This window comes from Paenibacillus amylolyticus, assembly GCF_051136285.1.
Lineage (GTDB): Bacteria > Bacillota > Bacilli > Paenibacillales > Paenibacillaceae > Paenibacillus > Paenibacillus amylolyticus_F.
On the sequence record NZ_CP194938.1, the window covers coordinates 5,698,643 to 5,721,676 of the forward strand.

General features: G+C 43.6%; 18 protein-coding genes. 9 read left to right on the plus strand and 9 right to left on the minus strand.

The window, feature by feature from the left end; translation table 11 throughout:
• Positions 1-15: 15 nt before the first annotated feature.
• Positions 16-684, minus strand: a complete 669-nt coding sequence (locus ACR8BL_RS24750) for an HAD family hydrolase (protein ID WP_434750001.1) — start codon at positions 682-684, stop codon at positions 16-18.
• 519 nt (positions 685-1,203) lie between these two features.
• On the opposite strand from ACR8BL_RS24750, the gene ACR8BL_RS24755 reads away from it, so the two are divergent.
• Both ACR8BL_RS24755 and ACR8BL_RS24760 read left to right on the plus strand, forming a co-directional pair.
• Positions 1,204-2,148 (plus strand): ADP-ribosylglycohydrolase family protein, encoded by a 945-nt coding sequence (locus ACR8BL_RS24755; RefSeq protein WP_434753238.1) that lies wholly within the window; start codon positions 1,204-1,206, stop codon positions 2,146-2,148.
• Positions 2,149-2,299: 151 nt separating this feature from the next.
• A complete protein-coding gene (locus ACR8BL_RS24760; protein WP_434753239.1) occupies positions 2,300-3,523 on the plus strand; it encodes an MFS transporter in 1,224 nt (407 codons plus the stop codon).
• An 85-nt stretch (positions 3,524-3,608) separates the two neighbouring features.
• Here the strand turns inward: ACR8BL_RS24760 and ACR8BL_RS24765 are convergent, their stop codons facing one another.
• A complete protein-coding gene (locus ACR8BL_RS24765) occupies positions 3,609-6,041 on the minus strand; it encodes a galactose-binding domain-containing protein (protein ID WP_434750002.1) in 2,433 nt (810 codons plus the stop codon).
• 689 nt (positions 6,042-6,730) lie between these two features.
• Between ACR8BL_RS24765 and ACR8BL_RS24770 the strand changes: the two genes are divergently transcribed.
• The 3 genes from ACR8BL_RS24770 to sigK all read left to right on the plus strand — a co-directional run bounded on the left by ACR8BL_RS24770 (position 6,731) and on the right by sigK (position 8,678).
• Entirely contained in the window at positions 6,731-7,438 is a 708-nt protein-coding gene (locus ACR8BL_RS24770) for an alpha/beta hydrolase (protein ID WP_434753240.1), read from the plus strand.
• Between the two features lie 235 nt (positions 7,439-7,673).
• A complete protein-coding gene (locus tag ACR8BL_RS24775) occupies positions 7,674-7,853 on the plus strand; it encodes a hypothetical protein (protein WP_434750003.1) in 180 nt (59 codons plus the stop codon).
• A 126-nt stretch (positions 7,854-7,979) separates the two neighbouring features.
• Complete coding sequence (gene sigK, locus ACR8BL_RS24780; protein WP_090915017.1) at positions 7,980-8,678, plus strand: RNA polymerase sporulation sigma factor SigK; 699 nt, start codon at positions 7,980-7,982, stop codon at positions 8,676-8,678.
• 97 nt (positions 8,679-8,775) lie between these two features.
• Here the strand turns inward: sigK and ACR8BL_RS24785 are convergent, their stop codons facing one another.
• From ACR8BL_RS24785 to ACR8BL_RS24800, 4 genes are read right to left on the minus strand one after another with little or no spacing between them, the layout of a single operon-like run.
• A complete protein-coding gene (locus ACR8BL_RS24785; RefSeq protein WP_434750004.1) occupies positions 8,776-10,389 on the minus strand; it encodes a stalk domain-containing protein in 1,614 nt (537 codons plus the stop codon).
• 44 nt (positions 10,390-10,433) lie between these two features.
• Positions 10,434-12,227: a FecR domain-containing protein gene (locus tag ACR8BL_RS24790; protein WP_434750005.1), complete on the minus strand. Its 1,794-nt coding sequence runs from the start codon at positions 12,225-12,227 to the stop codon at positions 10,434-10,436.
• A 33-nt stretch (positions 12,228-12,260) separates the two neighbouring features.
• Positions 12,261-13,703 (minus strand): glycosyltransferase, encoded by a 1,443-nt coding sequence (locus tag ACR8BL_RS24795; RefSeq protein ID WP_434750006.1) that lies wholly within the window; start codon positions 13,701-13,703, stop codon positions 12,261-12,263.
• 31 nt (positions 13,704-13,734) lie between these two features.
• On the minus strand, positions 13,735-15,441 hold the full coding sequence (locus tag ACR8BL_RS24800) for a hypothetical protein (RefSeq protein ID WP_434756467.1): 1,707 nt from the start codon (positions 15,439-15,441) through the stop codon (positions 13,735-13,737).
• Between the two features lie 710 nt (positions 15,442-16,151).
• Between ACR8BL_RS24800 and ACR8BL_RS24805 the strand changes: the two genes are divergently transcribed.
• Complete coding sequence (locus tag ACR8BL_RS24805; protein ID WP_434750008.1) at positions 16,152-17,501, plus strand: amino acid permease; 1,350 nt, start codon at positions 16,152-16,154, stop codon at positions 17,499-17,501.
• A gap of 74 nt (positions 17,502-17,575) precedes the next feature.
• Here the strand turns inward: ACR8BL_RS24805 and ACR8BL_RS24810 are convergent, their stop codons facing one another.
• The 3 genes from ACR8BL_RS24810 to ACR8BL_RS24820 all read right to left on the minus strand — a co-directional run bounded on the left by ACR8BL_RS24810 (position 17,576) and on the right by ACR8BL_RS24820 (position 19,641).
• Complete coding sequence (locus tag ACR8BL_RS24810; RefSeq protein ID WP_434750009.1) at positions 17,576-18,415, minus strand: alpha/beta hydrolase; 840 nt, start codon at positions 18,413-18,415, stop codon at positions 17,576-17,578.
• 49 nt (positions 18,416-18,464) lie between these two features.
• Positions 18,465-18,887: a MarR family winged helix-turn-helix transcriptional regulator gene (locus ACR8BL_RS24815; RefSeq protein ID WP_434750010.1), complete on the minus strand. Its 423-nt coding sequence runs from the start codon at positions 18,885-18,887 to the stop codon at positions 18,465-18,467.
• A gap of 127 nt (positions 18,888-19,014) precedes the next feature.
• Positions 19,015-19,641 carry a DUF421 domain-containing protein gene (locus tag ACR8BL_RS24820; RefSeq protein WP_434750011.1) on the minus strand — a complete coding sequence of 209 codons (627 nt, stop codon included), beginning with the start codon at positions 19,639-19,641 and terminating at the stop codon, positions 19,015-19,017.
• Between the two features lie 191 nt (positions 19,642-19,832).
• Here ACR8BL_RS24820 and rnhA point away from each other — a divergent pair, with 191 nt between their 5' ends.
• The 3 genes from rnhA (at position 19,833) to ACR8BL_RS24835 (ending at position 22,892) form a co-directional block, all read left to right on the plus strand.
• On the plus strand, positions 19,833-20,477 hold the full coding sequence (rnhA, locus tag ACR8BL_RS24825) for a ribonuclease H (RefSeq protein ID WP_434750012.1): 645 nt from the start codon (positions 19,833-19,835) through the stop codon (positions 20,475-20,477).
• 214 nt (positions 20,478-20,691) lie between these two features.
• Positions 20,692-21,561 carry an alpha/beta fold hydrolase gene (locus ACR8BL_RS24830; RefSeq protein WP_434750013.1) on the plus strand — a complete coding sequence of 290 codons (870 nt, stop codon included), beginning with the start codon at positions 20,692-20,694 and terminating at the stop codon, positions 21,559-21,561.
• Positions 21,562-21,800: 239 nt separating this feature from the next.
• Positions 21,801-22,892 (plus strand): serine/threonine protein kinase, encoded by a 1,092-nt coding sequence (locus ACR8BL_RS24835; RefSeq protein ID WP_434750014.1) that lies wholly within the window; start codon positions 21,801-21,803, stop codon positions 22,890-22,892.
• Positions 22,893-23,034: the final 142 nt, after the last annotated feature.

A 23,034-nucleotide genomic window follows, 5' to 3' on the forward strand; every position in this document is an offset into this window, starting at 1 on the left:
AAATTCGTTCAGACCTTAGGTGGTAGTGACGAGTGGCTTCGAGATCAAATCGTTAAATTCGAGGTCGGTCAGACAGGATAACCTTTGGTGTGGCATATCGAATTCCAATGTTCCCGTGATGGTATTCGAGATGACAACGCAATGCATACCAGCAGCAGCAGCTGCACGCGCGCCGTTAGGTGAATCCTCAATGGCTACGGCTTCGTCTGCAGTTACTCCAAGGGCTTCCAGTGCTTGAGTGTATAGTTCGGGATCGGGCTTCACATTCGCAACATCATCTGCTGTGCGGATCACTTCGAAGTAGTCTTTTAATTTAAGCTGCTCCAGGTGCTGTTCTACCCATTCACGTTTGGAGCTGGAAGCTACAGCAAGCTTTATATCAGCTTTCCTCGCTTGTTCCAGGTATTCCTGTATTCCTGGGCGAACCTTTTCTTTGTTCATCAATGCCGCATGCTGCAATTGAACCGATTCCCTGAACACATCCCGATCAATCGGAAGATTCAAATCTGTGATGAGGTACTCGTACGGATTGAAGGTTTTGAGACTGGTGCCAATGCACTTGGAATACATTTCAAGTGTCAGATCAACACCATGTTTTTTGTACGCATCACGAAAGGCAATATACCATGCTGTCTCCGTATCAATAATTGTTCCATCAAAATCAAAAATCAGTGCTTTAATCATACAGTTGTTCCTCCTGTTTTTTCAGAATTTGTTTTAGGTTTGTGAAAAAAACATCTCTTTCGCAAATTTTCTGCAAATCAATATCCCGTTATATTCATTAACTCGCGGAATATTATCTAACGCGATTGATGTAGAATGAATATTAAATTGGGAAAAAATATGCGTTAATCTAATAAAACCGTACCACAGGACGAAGAATAGGGTCAAGTATGTTACGTTTATTTACATTGAAAATTTTCATAAAATTGACTTGTTTTCAGAAAAAAAGAACCTTACAAACCCTTAAGCACTTTGCATGTAAGCGGTGTACTGGATAAACTGTTTTTTCAGCATGAAAAAAATAAAATATGTTTATGAAAATGAATCGGATTTGACCATTCAACAGCTTTTGACATGTTTATCATGGAGGGAGTGTATGGATTGATTTTATTGAATTCCCTTTACGCCGGATTAGTGCATGTGGGAAAATGAAAGAATGAGTCTGCGAGAATGACGAGTAGAGGAGGAGGTTCAATGAACATGCTGCAAAGAGATCGTTTTGAGGGTTCTTTGATGGGGCTTGCAGTGGGTGATGCGCTGGGAACAACGGTTGAATTCAGCAGTCCCGGCACCTTTGAGCCTGTTACGGATATGGTAGGCGGGGGTGTGTTTGGATTAAAAGCAGGAGAATGGACAGACGATACATCCATGGCGCTCTGTCTGGCAGAGAGTCTGGTGCGTCAGCCAAGTTTTGATCCGGATGATCAGATGCGCAGGTATACGAACTGGTACAGAGTAGGTTACATGAGCAGTACGGGGAACTGTTTTGATATTGGGGGGGCTACGCGAAGTGCATTGGAACGATTTGCGCGAACCGGTGAAGCCTACAGTGGATCAACTGACCCCATGACAGCAGGCAATGGCTCCATTATGAGACTCGCTCCAGTTGCCATGGCTTATGCATCTCAACCGGAGGCAGCCGTTCGTTACGCAGGGCTTAGTTCACGGACAACACATGCAGCGACGGAAAGTGTAGAGGCTTGCGAAGTGCTGGCAGCCGTTCTTGTGGCAGGATTCCACGGAGCGGACAAGGCTACGATGTTATCTCCAGATACGTTAAAGCGCTGGCGGACGGAGAAAGGAATCCCTTTTTCACCTGCGATCGAAGAAGTGGTTATGGGGTCATATCAGCGTAAAGAGCCGCCTGAGATTCAAGGCAGTGGTTATGTAGTTCGATCAATTGAAGCTGCGCTATGGGCATTCACCAAATCATCCAGTTTCCAGGAAGGGGCGCTGCTGGCGGTTAATCTGGGAGATGATGCGGATACAACCGGTGCGATCTATGGACAGATTGCGGGTGCGTATTACGGACGAAGTGGTATTCCTTCCCATTGGCAGGACAAGCTGGCGATGAGAGATACTTTTGACCGATTAAATGAGGCGTTATGGGTGAAAGCGGAGGGGAATACTGCGCAGAAGAACTAGGGAGTTTTCTCAGTCTTAAAGCTAGAGATGAGACTTAGCGTAAAACAACAGACATATGAAGGACAGGAGAAGAGAAAACATCATGAGTAAGACAGAACATTCACTAGACCGTTCAACAGATGAACGGGGGGAATCTGCACAATCGAGGAGTATGTCACAGACCTCGGCGTCCGGGAAAAGAAAACCATTTCCTATATCGTTGTTATGTTTGACGATTGGGGCATTTGCCATTGGCATGACTGAATTCATTATTATGGGTTTGTTGCCTAATGTGGCAACGGACTTGAATGTGAGCATTCCACAGGCGGGACAATTAATTACGGGATATGCGCTGGGTGTAGCCGTAGGGGCACCAATCCTAACCGTATTTACGCACAAGATTCCGCAGAAAAAACTTTTGGTACTATTGATGTGCATCTTCATCATGGGTAACGCGTTGTCTGTCATTGCGCCTACGTACGGGCTACTCATCTCGGCACGTATTCTGACGGCATTTGCTCATGGCACGTTCCTCGGTGTAGGTTCAATCATGGCTACCAAGCTTGTCACACCAGATCGAAGGGCTGGCGCAGTGTCGGTCGTGCTGGCGGGACTGACTATTGCCAATATTATCGGTGTACCGTTTGGTACGTTTATCGGTCAGCAGCTCGGTTGGCGTTCCTCTTTTGGCGCGATTACTATTTTGGGTATTATTTCTCTGCTCGGTATTATTCGTTTTATCCCGGTCATTCCGCAAGGCACACCAGCTAACTTGGGACAACAGTTCCGCAATTTGATCCGCCCACAGGTATTGCTGGTGCTGCTCATCGGAGCGATGGGATGCGGTAGTCTATTCGCTGTTTTTACCTACATTACACCCATGTTGGTGGATATTAGTGGTTTTGCAGAGAAAAGTGTAACCTGGATTCTGGTACTGTTTGGCTTCGGTGTTACACTCGGCAATATGTTAGGCGGACGTCTGGCGGACTGGAAGCTCATGCCTTCGCTTATTGTGAACTTTGGCGTTCTTGCAGTATTGATTGCTGCATTAACACTGACGCTGCACAATCCGGTTTTGGCGGTAATTACGATATTCTTCTGGGGAGTTGCAGCCTTTGGCATTATGCCGGGACTTCAGCTACGTATTATGAATATGACGCGTGAAGCTCCTCTGCTGGCGACGACATCCAGTCACTCTGCGTTTAATCTGGGGAATGCGGCCGGAGCATATCTTGGCGGATTTGCCATTACGCATACGGGATTGATCTCGGTGCCGATCTATGCCGCAGTGATTGCTGCGCTTGGGTTGCTAGGACTGTTACTCAGCTTGTTCATGCACGATAAGACTTCGCCCGAAGGTGCACCTGATGTCATCCATCCCGTATCCGTGCACTAAATTGTAAGTGGTTTGTAAATTAGCAAAAGCAAAAATCTCAGCCTCTTGTTAAAAACAAGAAACTGAGGTTTTTTTGCTCTGCATTTTAGTAGATTTCAAGCTCGTTAATTCGAACATAGGTTGGCTGATGAGAAGGTCCTCGACTTGCAACGACACGTACCTTGGAGGTGTTTACCGCTGTAAAGGTATGTGATCGTGTTGTCTCCTGATTGCCTGTGACTTGAACCAGGTTTACCCAGTTTGAACCATTCCAGTATTGCAGGTCGTAGTTGGCCAGTACATAACCATTGGTTGTATAGAGATCGATCCGCTGGATGGAACTGGATGCAGGCAGATCAAGGACGACATATTGCGGCAATGAGGAATTACGATTATTTGCCCAGCTATAGCTGTCCCCGAGTGCCGTGTTTCGGTCGCCGTCATTGATTCGGGCTGTTGAGTACCCTGGATAGGTAGAGGATGCGGTTACGGTGGCATTTCTCGCCAGGTTCTGTCCAGTTCCCGGATTCGTAGGGTTTTTCACGAGCCTTACGAGATTCCAGCGTAGCTCGAAGAGCTTGAAGGATTTATTAAATACAGCTCCTTCTCCTTTCACGAGAGCATCGATGGTCAGGGACATAGCACTCGGCACACTGTTGCTGCTTGTCCATTTCCCTGTGGCCTCAATGCCTGCAAACACACTGACCTCTAGTATTTTTTTGCCTGCAATTTTCAAACTTACTTCGGCTTTGGCTCCTGCCCAAGCCGTAATTTGCCCTTCAATTTTATGAGTGACGGTAAGATAACGATTCACACTGCTGTAAGGCTGAATTTTTACAGGAATATAGGCACGTGTTTTACCTTTGACACCCAGAGTAACGGTATACCCCTGATCCACCTGGAATTCAAATGTGACATTGCCATCAATACCGATGACCAGGAAAACACCAACGGATACGGAACCCAGACTGCCTGCACCGATGTTAAAGCCCACGATAGGTACTTTAACTTCTTTTTTGAATTTGGCGTCGCCTTTAATGTAGACGTTTGCTTTCTCACCTGCTGTAAATTTCAGATCGTATTTTCCCCAGAAACCGTATTTTCCCGTTACTTTGGGTGCGATCAATGTAAGTTTACCGCCTGCTTCAACAAAAACCTTGTTACCGTTTGCATTTTGTTGATTTACAAGTACTTTTTTGAAATCACACACAAACTCGTTACCGGATTTTTTACAAGTGGCAAAATCACCTGCTCCAGCGGTGCGAATGAGCTCATTCATATCTAAGGCTTTTGCCTCAGTGATATCTGCGGAATCCGCTTTATTCAAGCCTGTGGAGGCCTCGTCACTTTGATGAATCGAAGTTTCGTCAACCTGATTGATCGTAGTTTCGCCATTCTGATCGAATGTTACGTCACTCAGACCGATAGGATCGATGGCTGTGAAGGCTTCATCGGCAAGAAGATCTGAATTTGCGCGTGCATCGTCTTGCTGAATTGTGTTGTCAATGTTGAAATGTTTGATCTCTTGATCCGGATTTGTCTGCTCATCTGATAGAGAGGATGCTCCAGGGCGTTCGTTGCTTTCGAGTACCATGTCCAGATCAGGCATGACAATATTTCGTTCTTCCAGAGAAACTTCCTGCTCAGGGATATCATAATAATTGAACAGTTCATCCACACCAGGCGTGGTGTAATCCACCACTATACCATCTTTACTTTTGCCGGTGCTCGCGACTTTGATTGCCCGGGCAGAGGACTCATCCAGAAAAATCTGACCAGGTGAAAGCTGGCTGCCGAGCTGCGCAGCTTCCCGGGAAGTCAGCTCAATAGATCCTTTATCTTCCACTGTCTCGAAGACGGAATTCACTAAAGGCAGTTTCTTCCCTATGGAAGAAGGCATAGGTTGTGTTGGCTTTAATTGATAATCCACCTGTTCAAACTGGCCGGAGGATGTAATGGGATTACTGACACCCAGACCGTCTTCCGAAATCGTAAAGGTAATGCGGAAATAGGCTTCCGTGATCGGAGCATTGACGTTTGTTTTACCTGCCCAGATCCACCGTGCACTGGTATCCTCCGGCATCCCTTCGATTTGTTTCCACGGATCAATTCCATATCGCCCAAAGTCTGAAGCACGTGCCCAAGATGTGTCATCAAACCTTAACTGTTCCCAGCCCTCAACGTATCGTTCAGATACTTTCCAGTTGAAGTCGGTAACCAGATTCTCATCTGCATAACTGAGATCTGCCAGAAGTCCGGCATACGAACCCAGATCTTTTGCATGAACCGCGATGACATTGGTGCCTGGTTGAATAGGAACCGGGAATGTATAAGCCTTGGTCCAGTCATCCCCTTTACCTGCCTGTTTACCGTTTACAAAAAGTGAAAATTCATTGTCGGCAGTTATATATAGTTTTCCCTCGTTGTTAGAAGCAGAGTAGGCATTGGTAGGCCATAGACCGACAAGCAAAGGCAGTAATAACGTGAAAACCAAAAATGAGGCCCAGGTCTTTTGAATAGACGAGCGAAGTTTGTTCACAATCATTTCCCTCCCAAGAAATAGATAGTTTGAAATACGATAAATCATGCCGCCTGACCTGATGAAATGAATGCCTAGAAGAAAAAAAGCGAGAAAATGTTGTGATTTAGTATAGACACCTCCTTGTTTGAGATTATAATAAGGTAAAATATTCAATTTAACAACAGTAATTTACATTTTTTCGATGTGATTTTGTTAGGAAAATAGAAGCTTGAATTCTTTGCTGTTAGATAAAGATGGATTTCGTAGATTCGAAGTGTCGAATATAGTTGCAAAAAATGGATAAATAAGTTTAAATATACTATATAAGTAATACGTCAAAAAGAAGTAGAGTTGGATTTACAATTTTGAATGTGTTGTAAACGGTAGTGATTTATGACGGAAGGGAGGTGGTGGATTTATTTGTAAGGGCTTTCGTGACAGAGGTGTTGCTTGCATTAACCCAATTGAGAGGAGAAAAGTGAATGAAGAAACGTATTTCTATTCTTTTAAGTCTTTCTATGGTTGTTGCTATGATCGCTCCAACGATGGCATTGGCTACGGAATCCAGCGAACTTTCTGCTCAGAATACTGCATATGAATCTACCAATGCTTCCAATAATGGGGCGAATAATACTCTAAATGCAACACCGGTTGTACCAGCACCACCCGGGTATGATGGCTATCGCAATAACATTCCGCATGGTAATATGAACCTCATTACTTATAATTCGACGACGGTTGGCAATGCCCGGAAAGCGATGGTGTACACGCCGCCTGGATATTCACCTAATAAAAAGTATAGCGTTCTGTACCTCCTGCATGGTATTGGCGGGGATGAGTACGAGTGGGCTAATGCGATGAAACCGAAGAACATTCTGGACAACCTGTATTCCGAAGGCAAACTGTCCCAGATGATCGTGGTTATGCCGAATGGCCGTGCGATGAAGGATGACCGCCCGGTAGGTGATATTTATGCACCGGATAAGGTGGCTGCGTTTGAACGGTTCGAACAAGATTTGCTCAAGGATCTCATTCCTCACATTGAGAGAACCTATCCCGTGTATAAGGATAAGAACAATCGTGCACTTGCTGGTCTGTCCATGGGCGGCGGACAATCTCTCAACTTTGGGTTGAAGAATTTGGATACGTTTGCTTATGTAGGTGCCTTCTCGGCAGCTCCGAATACGAAGCCTGTCAACCAATTGATCACAAATCCTGGACAGGCAGCCAGCAAACTGAAGTTGCTCTGGATTTCCTGTGGAGGAAGTGATGGCCTGCTGTGGGTGAGCCAGAACTTTAAAAATGGCCTCAGCAGTATGAATGTTCCACATACTTGGTATCAGGATGTAGGTGGACATGAGCCAAAGGTTTGGAACAGTGGCCTTTATCAGTTCGCGCAACGCATTTTTAAATAGTACATCAGCTTCCATCCAAAAGTAATCATCTGAAAGTTCCATCCCACTATTCTTTAATAGGAGTGTAGCGTTAAGGGGGAGCGTTCGGATGAGCATCAGCCTCAGGCTTGTATTATACAGCGCCTGAGGCTTTATGTATTTTTCGGTGAAGCAGATTGGGATCTGAAGGGTAAATAGTATAGTATTAGATGAAATGTACATAGGTAGTTTCGTGAAAAAGGAGGAACCGATTACGGTGTTTTATTATAAAGGAGCATTTCGGGAAACGGATAACGTCATCTATTTCAAGAGCGAGGTTCCGCTGGAGCAGCATGATGTGGTTCTGTTTGGGGAAAGAACATATTTTATTGAAAGTGTGGAAAAAGAGTTTTTGTTATTGGAACGAGTTGGTTCGATCGTTACGGTGAGTGTGTGAAGCGTTTATTTTGATGCAGATTTACATGTACTTGCACTTATAGGCCTCTGCCTACATACAATAGATCGACCCTGTTCCCTTACGTGCTCAGGCCAGATCGTTGTAAAACTGCAGGAGGTGTCATCTGTGCCCGGATTGTTTACCGCAATAGCTCTGTTCATTAAAGAATTAACGTTACTCGTTTCGTATGTCAAAAATAATGCGTTTCCTCAGCCGCTCGCTGAGGATGACGAAGCCAAACATCTGCGTCTCATGGCTGAAGGCAACGCCCACTCGCGCAATCTGCTTATTGAACACAATCTGCGTCTTGTGGCGCATATCGTCAAGAAGTTTGATAATACCGGCGAAGATCAGGAGGACCTGATTTCCATTGGGACGATTGGTTTGATCAAAGCCATTGAAAGCTTTCAGCAAGGCAAAGGCACAAAGCTGGCTACATTTGCCGCGAGATGTATTGAAAACGAAATCTTAATGCATCTGCGTTCCCTGAAAAAAACACGCAAAGACGTATCCCTGCATGACCCCATTGGTACGGATAAAGAAGGAAATGAAATAACACTTATTGATATCCTCGGCACCGAAGCCGATGATGTGGTAGACCGTGTGCAGCTTAAAATTGAAAAAAGCAAAATTTATCGCAATCTCGACATTTTGGATGATCGGGAAAAAGAAGTGGTTATTGGCCGCTTTGGCCTGGAAGCTGGCGGAGAAGAGCGCACGCAGCGCGAGATTGCCAAGGAGCTTGGCATTTCACGCAGTTACGTTTCACGAATTGAGAAGCGGGCGTTGATGAAACTATATCATGAGTTTTATAAGCAAAAGTAATGAAAAAAACAAACTGAAATAGAGATAAAATAACAGACTCCTAAGGGATTAAGAAAAGCTTACTTTTGATCTCTTTGGAGTCTTATGTCATTTAGTGTTAATTAGTTATATTGTTCCGAAGTATAGCAGTTCCAGCAGTTGGAACCCACTGGACATCTATTCCGAGTTCTTCTGCTATAAACCGAAGAGAAACGTATGTTCTACTATTCTTCATATAGGGTGCTGCATCAAGTTCTTTGTTTTGTAATGCCTTGTTTGCCTCACTCGTTACGACTTTCTTCGAATTGAGAAAAAGTTGTACGGAACGGTTGCCTTTCTCTAAATGAATAGATGTACCGTCTGAAGAGAACGTTGTATTAAAGCGCAGAGCCTCCGCAATTTGACGAAGAGGAACCATAATTCTTCCTGATTTTATCTCAGGGGAAGTATCGAACTTGATCTGCTTATCCTCTAAAATAATTTTAATCCCAGGGTTGGTTTTATTCATATTGATGGGTAGTGTATAGGGTGAAATCCTTTTAATGATATTATTTCCTGTATCTGCGACGTAGATGATTCCTTCAGATGTAACGGCTACATCTTGTGGGGAATTAAACCGTGCTACTCGATCAGGACCATTTTGGTTACCCGATTCACCTGTTTGGCTGCCTGCTACTGTAGTCACTTTCCCATTTTTAATATATCGTATTACATTATTTAGAGAATCAGCAACAAGAAGACCTCCCGTCTTGTCTAAGGCAATTCCTCTGGGAGCATGAAAGGCGGCCGTTTGTGCTGCTCCATCCGTATAACCACCAGCTGCGTATAACTTCTGTTTTTCATAGATTGAATTACTCTTTAGATATAACGTCCCGGCTACAGTTGTGACTTCATTAGTCGAAAAATCTATGTAACGAATGAGTTGGTTACCAGAGTCACTGACATATAGATTTTCTTTCTCGTCTAAAGCAAGGCCGGTGGGTTCGTTAAATAAAGCTTGTTGTATTGAACTATTTCTGTAATCACCGGCTGGTGATACAAATCCAGGGTGGATTTCGACAACCCGGTTTGATGCCGCAGTTATGGTAGTAGTGGTGCCGTCTGGCATGATTTTACGGATAATATGGTTCAACGTATCAGATACATAGAGTATGCCGCCTTTGGTAACTGCAATCCCCTGAGGGTGATTAAATAAGGCATCTTTTCCCTTTCCGTCTGTAGCACCAATTCGGCCATTACCTGCAACTGTAGTAACCTCACCCGTAAAAGATATTTTCCGGATTGCATTGTTTGCGGTATCTGCAACATACAAGCTCTTGTCTGTGCTGTAAGCTAGAGCTGCAGGAGATTGGAACATGGCGTTTAATTTATTCCCGTTACGAAGGGTTCCAATAGGCTGGCCTCCCGTATCAACGAGTAAAGAAGATGAAGGGCCTGCGTAAGTATTGATATTACCATTGCTGAGTTTAAAGATTTTGTGGTTCCCCGTGTCTGAAACAAAAAGCAGATCTTTTTCCCCAATAGCTAATCCTGTCGGTTGTCTGAAGGAAGAATGTAAGGCGGGCCCTTCCTGTTCTCCATACATCCCGTTACCAGCAATTCTTGAGACGGTTGCAATCATATTCCCTTTATCATTATATAATGGGGCAGCATTGGCAGCTGAACCGATACTCGAGCTAAAGATAATGATTATAGCATTGAGCGAGAGAAATATTTTGTGTAGTAGTGTCATAAAAACTCCTTGTGCTCCATTTTGGGTTTAGCAAGAACTGCCTCTTATTTAGTAAAATGAAAAGCAGGAGGCAAATCAGTATTTGGATCATTCAATTCTAAAATAGTCCTGCCTGTATGGTCCACGAGCTTAACATAGAATAGCTTAAATGTTCCATCCCCACTTACGGAGAAAGGAATAGTAGCTAAGATCCCGTCCGAAATCGCAATGTTTGATGTGGAGCCAAATTGGGTTGCAGCGTATATCGTTTCTTTTTTTTGAATTAAGGTGTTATCTATATTTCCAACATATGTTTTGATAATGTCTACACTATTTGAAGAGTTGAAATAGGAATTATTCAAAAAACGGTTCGCTGGATTAGTCACATCTACGCCAGTATCGCTAATAAAGTGAAACTCGGTGCCAAAGATAGCATTGGAACCCGTGAAATCCTTTAAACGAATAGATAATTCGAATCCTTGTGCTGTTTTGGTCTGCACCAAAGTGACTTTGGGTGTACTAGGTCTCCCAGCTGGATTGCCAGGAGAATCAGGAACTGTTACAACGGGTGCAGGATCAGATTCTGAATGATTTACTCCTAATTGCTGTTTGTTTTTTTCAAAGGTTTTAAGTTCCTCTGGCGATAATTGAGCCGTGTAGATTTTTTCAGCACGTCCTTGAAGCTGAGCTAAGACCGATTTATTTACTGAATCCATCTTTTGTTTGTTATCTAAAAGGGTTTCCAAAGAAGAATCTAATCTAGCCTTGGCTTCTTCTTTTAAGACCTGTTGCAGCTTTTTAATTTCTTTTTGTAATGATTCTAATCGTAATCTTTCTGTCTCCTTATTTTGAAAATCTTCTGGATTGATCCCTCCCATTGCATGAAGAGGCTTGACGTTCTGTAAGCTTACTTTTCTTTCAATATCTATAATCTGTTGGTTGACCGTATTAAGAATTACGTTCATTTGATTATCATTCATCTTGTTAAGTTGAACAGATTCAGAAGCGATATTTGATATTAGTCTATTCATATTATCTAAGTAATTAGAGAGATCTTTTTTGTTATTGATTGTTATGTCAGATTGAATTCCATCTCGTTGAATCAAGGGAGAGATATTTTTATTCATATCATCGTTAAGCTGCTTCTCAAGCTTTTTATTCTCTGTGATGATAGCAGGGGTACTGAATAGCATCGCTTTTAGAATGAAAGGATCCACTTGTTGGGTTAGCTTTGCAACGTCAGCTACAGTTATAGCATCCTGCATATTTTTCGGTGGAGCAACAGAATTAAAGCTGATCTGCTGCGCGGGTGCAACCAGAAAGGAAGCATTGGAAGCATTGATATCACTTGCAGACCCAGCAACAAGGCCAGAGGCAACGAATACCGTTAATGTACCATCTGATTGAACCATAACGTGAAAGTTGGTTCCGCGTACACGGAATTTGGAACCAGGGGTTTCAACGTAATCCGTATCGGAATCGGCCAAGTGGGATACGGAACTCCAAATTGAACCTGTCCATAATTTAATGGAAAACTCATTTCCTAAAGTGTTGTGTTTTAATTTAGAGATGACAGCGTTAGAGTTTTTCCCTAAAGATCTTTCTGACTCTGGATTGCTTACCCTAAACGTTACTGCGCCAGTATTTCCAGTGATTAATCGATCACCTTGATAGAGTTTCATATTTGAAAAAGCAGGTATTTGTTTTAGGCCTCCAGCTCGCGTTACCGTTACTTCTCCTTGAACCGTTGTGATAAGCGCACTTTCGATGTCTCGCGTTGCTGCCGAAACAATCAAAGAGCTTAATATAAAAGTCAATAAGGCGAGCAAGAGCGTTAAAGTTCCAATCCGTTTAAACAAAGTAACATCACTCTTTCTTTAATTTGATCATCCTTAAGATTTGTTTGATAAAAGTTGAACCTGTTCATTAATGAATGTTAATTTTCTTTCTACAACCTCTATATTGGGGAATTTCTCCTTTAAAGCTTGTAATATAGTCACTGCTTCGCCAAAATGTCCATTCAAAACAAGGATATCGGAGCGGAGTAACTCGGATCTCCACAAATAAATGTCTTGATCAGGAGCAATGGTTCCGCGATAAGAGTGAAAGCCATTGTTAGCCCTATTCACATGTGAGTAGGCTCCTTCTAGCAATTTTTGAGCTTTGGAGACAGCTATATTTGCTAATAAGAAATGTGCATCAGGATAATCTGGGTGTATTGAAAGGGCTTGAGAATAACATTTTTCAGCAGCTTCAAGATTGTCTTGAGCAGTATAGATTTTACCCATTAACACTTGAATTTCTGCAATTCTTCCAAAATGTGAATTCAATTGCCCTAATTCAATGGCCTTTGTGAAATAAAATAATGAAGATTGTTTATCATTCGTGTTCATTGTTTCACGTCCAAGGAAGTACCACCAACCTGGGTTGCTCGGCTCTTCCTTTGTCATTTTTCTTAATAGCTCGATATTACGTGCTATTTTGTTTTTTTTAGATTTAATCTCGGGTTCATAGCCATCATGATGTAGGCGAATTCCGACAGGTTTATGCAGAATGTTGGAGGTGAAAATTCCTTCCTTTTCTGTAGCGATCTGCTCATGAATCCTGCCACTAAAATGAATACCTTTATTGGTTTGAAAAAGGCGTGGAACGGAGTACTCTGATAAACATTTATTTCCTACATAATTCATAATGGCGGGCTGGAGTGCTGGAACATAGGTTTTCATAGAACTATAAATTCCTGCTGCCAGTCGAATGAGTTCACGATCTTCCTCATGTAGCCACTCATCTGCATCCAGCCAGAGCACCCATTCTGAACGAACATGGTTTAATGCTTCATTACGTAATTCCGCAAAGCTGTCGTTCCATTGCACATGATACACTTGGACTTGCGGATATTTTTGCAGAATCGATAAGGTTTGATCGGTTGAACCAGAATCTATAACAATGACCTCATCAACCGCGTTCAGAATGCTTTGAATGCACCGTTCTATGCTTCGTTCTTCATCCTTTACAATAAGAGCAGCTGAAACAGAGACTTTTGGTGTACTTAAAAGTAATTTAATTTCGTCACTCACAATTTCATTGCAGGGTACTTTTTGTAACTCTTTCCGCATGAATGGCATCCACTGACTTTTAGGATCAAGAAACAAGGCACGATCAAACAGGAGTTGAGCTGTTCTTCCTTTACCTTGTTTCATAAGTGATTCTCCAAGTAAAAGCCAGCCCTGACCATCTAATGGGAATTCCTGAACGTGTTTTTTAGCTGCTAGTTCAGCTGAATGATGTAAATGTTTTAATATTAGGTCTGATATGTGATTGTGTCTGGGATCCATAACTATTCCTTCCGTCTAAAGTTTGTCTATTTTAATTGCTTTTCAGTTCAATGTGCACAGTGTTGTTAACCTTAGAATGATGACTGTCAGTAGCTCTAATATTTAATCTTACTGAGGAATTAATGATGCCTGATACAGAAAGGAGGTTGCCATCTACCCAGGCGCTAATTGAACCACTACTGATAATACTATCAATAACAAACGTTAACGGATCATTGTCCCGATCTCGGAAAAAGGCATTAAGATCCACCTGAGTCCGTGTACCCGTCGCATCCACCACCGTATGAGAGACAGGTTCAGGGACAAACTGGAGTGTGCTGGTCAGATCCGCGTACAATCCCCCCGGATCGGTCGCCCGTACAGTAAAGGAGGTCGGTAGGGTTGGCACGCCGCCAAAAGCCAGTTCCTGTCCCCAGTTCAAGCTGAGACTGAGCCCGCTCAGATCATCCGGCTGTTGGACAATCGCATACGAAAGCGAATCCTGGTTGGGATCTTGGAAAAAGTCTGCGATGTTCCAAACATTCGGATAGAACCTATTTTCATTCGGATCAAAGGTCAGCACAGGTGAGCTGACGGTCAGAGGTGCCAGATTTTCTCCTTGGATGTCTATTACATTATAAGCAGACCACCCTTGAGGATCGGTAGCAGTGACTCCCATGCGAACCGGTGCAAGGATGGTGCCACTATACGTCAGCAGGCCCCCCTCAATGAACGCATTCGCCGCATAGCTGGTGCCAGACAGTTCAAACGTTAACGGATCATTGTCCCGATCTCGGAAAAAGGCATTAAGATCCACCTGAGTCCGTGTACCCGTCGCATCCACCACCGTATGAGAGACAGGTTCAGGGACAAACTGGAGTGTGCTGGTCAGATCCGCGTACAATCCCCCCGGATCGGTCGCCCGTACAGTAAAGGAGGTCGGTAGGGTTGGCACGCCGCCAAAAGCCAGTTCCTGTCCCCAGTTCAAGCTGAGACTGAGCCCGCTCAGATCATCCGGCTGTTGGACAATCGCATACGAAAGCGAATCCTGGTTGGGATCTTGGAAAAAGTTTGAGATGTTCCAGAAACTCGGATAGAACCTATTTTCATTCGGATCAAAGGTCAGCACAGGTGAACTGACGGTCAGAGGTGCCAGATTTTCTCCTTGGATTTCTATTACATTATAGGCAGACCATCCTTGAGGATCGGTAGCAGTGACTCCCATGCGAACCGGTGCAAGGATGGTGCCACTATACGTCAGCAGGCCCCCCTCGATGAACGCATTCGCCGCATAGCTGGTGCCAGACAGTTCAAACGTTAACGGATCATTGTCCCGATCTCGGAAAAAGGTATTAAGATCCACCTGAGTCCGTGTACCCGTCGCATCCACCACCGTATGAGAGACAGGTTCAGGGACAAACTGGAGTGTGCTGGTGAGATCCGCGTACAATCCCCCCGGATCGGTTGCCCGTACAGTAAAGGAGGTCGGTAGGGTTGGCACGCCGCCAAAAGCCAGTTCCTGTCCCCAGTTCAAGCTGAGACTGAGCCCGCTCAGATCATCCGGCTGTTGGACAATCGCATACGAAAGCGAATCCTGGTTGGGATCTTGGAAAAAGTCTGCGATGTTCCAAACATTCGGATAGAACCTATTTTCATTCGGATCAAAGGTCAGCACAGGTGAGCTGACAATCAGAGGCGCAAGGTTTGAATCAGGGTTACTCGGATTGGAGAAAGCACGAGAGTTGATCCCCATTAACATATTTTTAACATCACTTGCGACAGCAGAAGATGGGGAGAGGTTTAGGAAATTTACAATATCCCCTATATCCAAAATCCCATCATTTCCGGTATTTAAGTTATTGACTATAAAGGATTGAACGAAAGTATTATCTATATTAGAAACGATTAAATTAAAGAATGGGCTTCCTTTTTTTAAAGGTTCTAAACTTAAAGAGTTCCCGGATTCAGTTGAAACTTTAATTATGTTATCGTTATCACTATTGTTATGAGAAACTATGTAGTTGTTACTGTGATCCATCTTAAGTTCTACTTTATTGTTAGAGATCGAATGCAAATTTTCCTTGGGTTCCGGATGAGGGGAAGCTCTTATGATTTGAACAAATGGTGATACTTGAGATGTTAATATCATTGCTAAAGATATGGCAGCTGTTGTTTTTTTTCTTATATTTCTCTTATTATGTCGTTTTTTCATTATAGACCTCCAAAATCAAAAATTCATCTTAAATATATCGACATTGTTTGCCATTTCGATTAGTTTTTTTAATTGTAAATAAAAAGTTATAATAGAAATTATTCATATTTATGTATGTTTTTTTGGGATTGTCTTAGGATTAATTCCATAAATATATCTAAAGAAGTATAGGTATCGACTGCAGAATATTATATATTAAATGGTATATTATTTTTGCATCACAGAGAGCATACGCAGAAAGAGAGTGGTGGTGTACCATGCAGGAAGAAACGTTAACAAGAGGATTAAAGAACAGACATGTACAGCTAATGGCGATTGGAGGAGCGATCGGAACAGGACTATTTCTCGGAGCGGGCAAAACAATTCAACTAACAGGCCCTTCGATTCTGCTGGCGTACATCATTACAGGCATCATATTATTCCTCATCATGCGGGCACTTGGGGAGTTGCTACTGAGCAATTTGCAGTATCATTCGTTTGTGGATTTCGTTCGTGATTACCTGGGAAATATGACGGCATTTATTACGGGCTGGACCTACTGGTTCTGCTGGATTTCCATTGCGATGGCTGACATTACGGCGGTGGGGTTATATACGCAGTTCTGGTTCCCGAACGTTCCTCAATGGATGCCGGGATTGATTGCTCTGGTTATTTTGCTGGTGATGAATTTGGCTACAGTTAAGTTGTTTGGGGAGATGGAGTTCTGGTTTGCCCTCATTAAAGTAATCGCTATATTGGCTCTGATCGTGGTTGGATTGTATATGATTTTTACAGGTTTTACAACGAACCAGGGTGCTGCAAGTTTCGCCAATCTGTGGAGCCACGGAGGCTGGTTTCCTAATGGATTGCATGGATTTATCATCTCATTCCAGATGGTTGTGTTTGCTTTTGTTGGCATGGAACTGGTAGGGCTGACCGCAGGGGAGACGGAGAATCCGGAAAAGGTCATTCCCAAAGCCATTAATCAGATCCCTATCCGGGTTCTGCTGTTCTATGTGGGCGCTTTGCTGATTATTATGAGCATCTATCCGTGGAGTGCAATCGTGCCAACCGAAAGCCCGTTTGTGCAGGTGTTTGCAGCGGTGGGGATTGCGGCGGCAGCCGGAGTGGTGAATTTTGTAGTGCTGACGTCTGCGGCATCGGCATGTAATAGCGCTATTTTCAGTACAAGCCGTATGGTATATTCCATGGCCAAAGACCAAAATGCACCCGAATCGTTTGCACGTGTTAACAATAGAAAAGTTCCAGCTAATGCGCTATTTTTTTCTACCATTGTCATCTTTATTGCGATTGTGCTGAACTACATTATGCCGGAAGGTGTATTTACTCTCATTACGAGTGTATCCACAGTATGTTTTATATTCGTATGGGCGATCATGGTGATCTGCCATATGCAGTACAAGCGCACCCAGCCTGACTTAGCACGTCAAAGTCGGTTCAGATTGCCGCTCTATCCTTTTTCCAATGTGTTAATTTTGGTATTCTTGGCCTTTGTGGTCATTGTATTGGCGCTGGCAGAAGATACAAGAGTGGCGTTGTTTGTTACACCGGTCTGGTTCCTGATCTTATCCGTTATTTATATGGTGAAAAAAAGAGCGAAGATGTAACCGAAAGCACTCCTTTTACGTGAAGCAGTAAGGAAGAAAGCTGGAGATACGAAAAGAGGAAAAGAGCAAACACTTTATTCCAGATGAATTGAGTTAAACCAATCAAGGATGATGTCTACGGCTTCCTTATACCGCTGACCTACAAGCAGACCTGTATGTGTAGTATCCCCAAGTCCGGCATAACAGGCTCCTAGTTGCTTTGCGGTCAATTGGCCTCTCAGATCCTCATCCTCGGACGACACAGCTTTAATTACCAGGCTGGGACAAGTGACCAAACTTCCATCAATGGATATGCCTTCAGCCCCGCAGAGGACGGAGAAAGTACGGAAGGCTTTGGCCGACTCCATCTGTAGATACAGACGTTGAAAAGCGATATCCTCTGCGGTTTCATCCATGGTCTCCGTTTCCTCACGTACAGGTGCTGGCATGATCATTCCTGGTTTAATCTGATCCGTTACGGGATAGGGGAGAGCATCATGAACTTCTTTGCTGATGCTTGTGTCAATCACAATTAAACCTGCCAACTCGGCAGTCTCTGCAATCTTTTGACTGAGGATGCCGCCCATACTGAAGCCAATTAATACAGGAGGTTCAGCGATTAGAGACAGTACCTCGCGGATATCTTCGATATAATGGTCAACCGTTATTTGAGTCATGTCCATCACCCGGCTTTTGTAATGACTTCTCAGATTCATCGCATAACATGTCCAGCCGTGTTCCACAAAATGAGGGATGTACTTGCTCCACATCCAGCTGCCTGTGTATGCCCCGTGAACCAATAGAAGGGGAGGACATGTGCTTACCTGTGCTGCCCCAGATCCCTGATTTCCCCTGTGAATTTCTACGTGCAGTGCATGTTTCCCAATCTTCTGTATCTCATGTTCAGGTAAGTATTGAGTATAATCCGTCATCATAAATCTCCTTTGTAATTAGTTTGATATCAAACTATTGTGCTAAAAAAATTTAAAAGTTGTCGTAAATTTTGATCAAAATACGAAGTAGTTCTTTTTTCTCATCATCAGTAATATTCGCATAAAAAGTATCCAGCAATCGTTGTGAAATATCCTCGAACACTGGTTCTAACGCTTCGCCTTTGGCAGTCAACGCCACATGAACGATACGAGAGTCGGTTACATCTCGTTCTTTCACCACATATCCTGTTCGCACCAATTTGTCTATAAGCGCAGTTACTGTGGATTTATCTTTGCGAATGTTCTTCGCAATCTCTGCCATGGTCAACCGCTGATGGTTATAAAGCGCGTAGATGATATCTCCATGAGAAGTAGCGAGATCGTTGATCCCCTCTGCTGCCATTTCGTTCAAAATAAAACGACTGGTTTTTTCTTTGATTTTGGATATAAGTGAAACTGCATCTCTTGTTTTCATACTTGTAATATAATTTGATATCAAACTAATGTCAAGATTTGAATGGAAAAAGACCTCCCTATTTCGAGCAAAAGAATGGCTCACTGGAATGGTCTATGATTCATTTTATTTACGGTTGTGATTACACCTATTGAAGTTTGGGATTAATGGCGTGGGAATGTTGACCTTTGCTGACTTCTTCAAAAATGTCTGTAGAATTCGCACTGGCGCTTGAGGTTTGGCTGTTATTGTACTCTTGTTGCTGATTAACGGCAGGTGTGCTTGTTAGGGTGTAGCTACGCAAAATCTCTTCCAGATCGCCAATAGTCACGGGACGGGCGTGACGTTTCAGGATATAACCAAGCTGTCCGTTGGGTTCGACCGTGGCTGTTTGCAAATCGTCTATACTTTGGATGCCCTCCTGCCTTAAATGCATCTCCAGCTGATCCATCGTATAACGCATTCGTTTCAGATTCGGGATGATAACTTTCCCATTCTCTACAACTACTTTGGAGCGGCCACTCATTAGACGTTCAAACATGTTGAATTTGATTTGTAATTGCTCTACAACGAGCAATGTTGCAATAAACACCGATGCAGAGCCAATCGCTTTCCCCAGTTCATGGTTGGCAATCGGTTGTACAATGGTGGTTCCGATGGAGATCATAATTACGGTTGTTGCAACACTCATCTGTGAGATCGACTTGCGGCCAGCAATTCTAAGCAGGATCATGCCAATAAGAACAAGCAAGACGGATTTCCAGATCCAGTCCATAGTTAACATCCTTTCCGTTCCGGTATGTACTCTAGCTATTAGACTGTTCTGATATGGGGGGGGGAATATACCAAATTCATCCGTTCTGGTTATCCCTGTGTTCTCATAATCAAGAAATAACAAACTTTCATTTTAAACGTCTCATCGTTTACAATAGGGTATTGATGCAGTGAACAAAGGAGCGGTTACACATGGCAAAACAAAAATATTACGTGGTATGGGAAGGAAAGCAACCAGGCGTATATAACACTTGGACGGCGTGCAAAGCACAAACAGATCAATATACCGGAGCCAAATATAAATCGTATGAATCCAAGGAAGCCGCCGAAGCAGCATACCGTGCTGGATGGAAAGGGAACTGGGGATCAAGTGCTGGTGGAGCTCCCAAGTCCAAAACAAGTAGAAGCGCCGGAATGGAAACATCGGAGGAAATTGATTATGACAGCATCTCTGTAGATGTGGGAACACGCGGCAATCCGGGGCCAGTGGAGTATAAAGGAGTCGACACACGCACAGGCGAGGTGATTTTTTCCGTTGGGCCGATCTCAAAAGGCACGAACAATCTGGGTGAATTTCTCGCCATCGTACATGCTCTGGCTTATCTCCAAAAAGAAGGCAGCAACAAAACGGTCTATACCGATTCGGTGAATGCGATGAAGTGGCTGAAGCAAAAAAAGGTTGCTACAACCCTGCCGCGTGACCATTCCACCGAAGAAATCTGGCTGATGATTGATCGGGCTGAGCAGTGGCTTCGCACGAATACGTACACCAATAAAGTGCTGAAATGGCAAACGAAACAGTGGGGCGAGATCAAGGCGGATTATGGCCGAAAGTGATTTATTGTAACTCCAAAATTAAAGTCTTGAGCTTGTCTATTAGAATCGATATTTACAATTTCCATTTTCCATTCTATAATCATCAGCATATGATAAGTCGCACATATGGAGGAGCCTGCATCCAACAGGCCCTCCTTATATATTTTTGGGCCGGGAATACCCGGGTTTTGATCACTGAATCAGGTGAGATGAGTATACATTGCAGGAGGCAGACATGAGTTCCATTTATAGAAGTGAAGAAGGAAAGAGTAGTATTCTGGAAGAGTACGAAATTTATTTGAGTGAGCTAGGTGAAGGATTCACAAGAGAGTATGTAGAGACACGTTTTGGGAAAACACATGTGTTGTTAACTGGGCCGGAAGACGGCAAGCCGTTATTTATTCTTCAGGGCGGCAATTGTGTGAATCCAATGACACTGTCCTGGTTCTCTTCGTTATTTCAATCCTATCGGATCATTGCGCCGGATACGATTGGTCATCCGGGGTACAGCGAGGAAACCAGCATTTCGGCACGTTTTGACAGCTTGGCCTTGTGGGTATCCGATCTGCTCGACCACTACGGAATTGAACAAAGTGCGTTCATCGGTCCTTCTTTTGGCGGGGGTATCATTCTCAGACTGGCTACCTATATCCCGGAACGCATAGCGTGCTCGGTACTGGTGGCTCCAGCAGGTCTTGCTGTCAATTCCAGAATGAAAACCGCTCATGACATTACACTTCCGCTCGTCAAGTACCGTATGACTTCTTCACCAGCTTCTTTGCAAAAGATCACGGATAACCTGTCATGCCATTGTATGAAGGAAACAGATAAAAACCTGATCGGTAAAATATTCAAATATGTCAGTATGGAGCAGGATTTGCCCAAACTTGCAGAGCGGGAAGAGCTTGAAAATTATAAATCGCCTACATTACTTTTGGTGGGGGAGAAGGACGTCTTTTTCCCAGGGGATAAATGTATTGACCGTGCTCAGAAGATTATTCCCAATGTAGAGGCAATTAAATATGATACAGGGCATTTTCCTTCTCAGGATGTGTTAAGTAAGATGAATGAGGAGATTCAGCACTTTTTAAGTAAACATTATTAAAAGCAATAGCATTTTGAAAGCAAAGTGAATGAAGGCAACACAACTTCACAAATGGTTGGACATTTGGGGCAGTTCGTATTTTTACAAATGGATTAACGAAACTGCCTCTTCTGTCGATACTATGTATAGAAGAGTGCGTACACATCTATGTATAGATAACGGGAGCTTGAACCAATAAAGCACTTTCCGCGAAAAGGATGTTTCAAACGATGTGGTTTGGTTTATATAGTTGATTAACGATGAACTGCTATCTGGTTGGACTCATCTCGGATGAGCTTAAGGATCAATCACACCGTCATGCGGCAAGTCTTCCGATCGACAAGGTTGAAAAGAGGTTTGGTATGGGAAAAGATAACTGGAATATGGCATTGCAACGTAATGTCATTTTGAACGATACATATCAGGTAAGACAGGTTCTGACCAGCAGTGAATTGGCTATTGTATATGTTGGACGAAATCGGCATACAGGGGCTAAAGTGGCAATTAAGGAATTTTTCCCTCATCGAATTGCTGCACGCCAGACCAACAAGCGCAGTGTATTCTGTGCATCCCGAGGATATGGCGGACAATTTCACGAATTGCTGTCTGCATTTCTACAGGAGGGCGAGCTGTTGTCTTCCCTTAATCATCCTCACATTATTTCGTATGTGGATCACTTTGAGGCCAATGATACCGGATATCTGGTCACGGAATATTGTACCGGCTTGATTCTGACAGATTATTTACAAGAGCGTAACCACGCACTGCAGGCCGATTTTATCACCGGTACGTTACTGCCGCTGGTGGATACGCTCGATTATATTCATAAACAAGGTATTCTTCACCGGGATGTCAAACCTTCCAATGTGATGGTGATGGAGGATGGCACACCCAAATTGATTGACTTCGGTTCAGCAATGCGCTGGCCGATGCAGACTGGAACCAAGCAAGCTATTTTTACTTCTAAAGGGTATTCACCGCTTGAGTTCTACTCTGAGAAGTCGGTTCAGGGGCCGATGTCGGATATCTATAGTTTGTCTGCCTTGCTTCATTATTGGACCTGTGGACAGCCACCTATGGATGTGAAGCAGCGCCTGTTTCAGGATGAACTGCCATCGGTTCGCAAACACAATGAATATGTAAATCCATGGCTTGCACGAGTCATTCAATGGGGGCTTATGGTTCGTTCGGAGAAGCGTTGCACCTCACTGTCCTGGGTGAGAAGATCGCTGCGTGTTCAAGCTTTGGTGTGGAAGGTACGCAAGCCAGGTACAGTAGAGTGGATGCTTGAAGAGAACGAGCATACTCAGGTCTATGAGCCGGAGCCAAAGCAGCAGCATGAGACGGCATGAGTGTGTTTTTTGTGAAAATGTGAGCTGAGGAACGCTACTCGTCTAAAATGTAAACCAAATCGACTCTATATCGAGAAGATTTGGTTTTTTTACTAAATCAGGAAGCTTTCAAACATCTGCTGTCCCCGAACTGGAATAAAGT

Coding starts and splice junctions, on each gene's coding strand:
- ACR8BL_RS24835 (WP_434750014.1), top strand. CDS start 21,801: ATGAACTGCTATCTGGTTGGACTCATCTCGGATGAGCTTAAGGATCAA.
- ACR8BL_RS24810 (WP_434750009.1), bottom strand. CDS start 18,415: ATGATGACGGATTATACTCAATACTTACCTGAACATGAGATACAGAAG.
- ACR8BL_RS24805 (WP_434750008.1), top strand. CDS start 16,152: ATGCAGGAAGAAACGTTAACAAGAGGATTAAAGAACAGACATGTACAG.
- ACR8BL_RS24800 (WP_434756467.1), bottom strand. CDS start 15,441: ATGTTAATGGGGATCAACTCTCGTGCTTTCTCCAATCCGAGTAACCCT.
- rnhA (WP_434750012.1), top strand. CDS start 19,833: ATGGCAAAACAAAAATATTACGTGGTATGGGAAGGAAAGCAACCAGGC.
- ACR8BL_RS24820 (WP_434750011.1), bottom strand. CDS start 19,641: ATGGACTGGATCTGGAAATCCGTCTTGCTTGTTCTTATTGGCATGATC.
- ACR8BL_RS24815 (WP_434750010.1), bottom strand. CDS start 18,887: ATGAAAACAAGAGATGCAGTTTCACTTATATCCAAAATCAAAGAAAAA.
- ACR8BL_RS24785 (WP_434750004.1), bottom strand. CDS start 10,389: ATGACACTACTACACAAAATATTTCTCTCGCTCAATGCTATAATCATT.
- ACR8BL_RS24830 (WP_434750013.1), top strand. CDS start 20,692: ATGAGTTCCATTTATAGAAGTGAAGAAGGAAAGAGTAGTATTCTGGAA.
- ACR8BL_RS24795 (WP_434750006.1), bottom strand. CDS start 13,703: ATGGATCCCAGACACAATCACATATCAGACCTAATATTAAAACATTTA.
- ACR8BL_RS24755 (WP_434753238.1), top strand. CDS start 1,204: ATGCTGCAAAGAGATCGTTTTGAGGGTTCTTTGATGGGGCTTGCAGTG.
- ACR8BL_RS24770 (WP_434753240.1), top strand. CDS start 6,731: ATGAACCTCATTACTTATAATTCGACGACGGTTGGCAATGCCCGGAAA.
- ACR8BL_RS24750 (WP_434750001.1), bottom strand. CDS start 684: ATGATTAAAGCACTGATTTTTGATTTTGATGGAACAATTATTGATACG.
- ACR8BL_RS24760 (WP_434753239.1), top strand. CDS start 2,300: ATGTCACAGACCTCGGCGTCCGGGAAAAGAAAACCATTTCCTATATCG.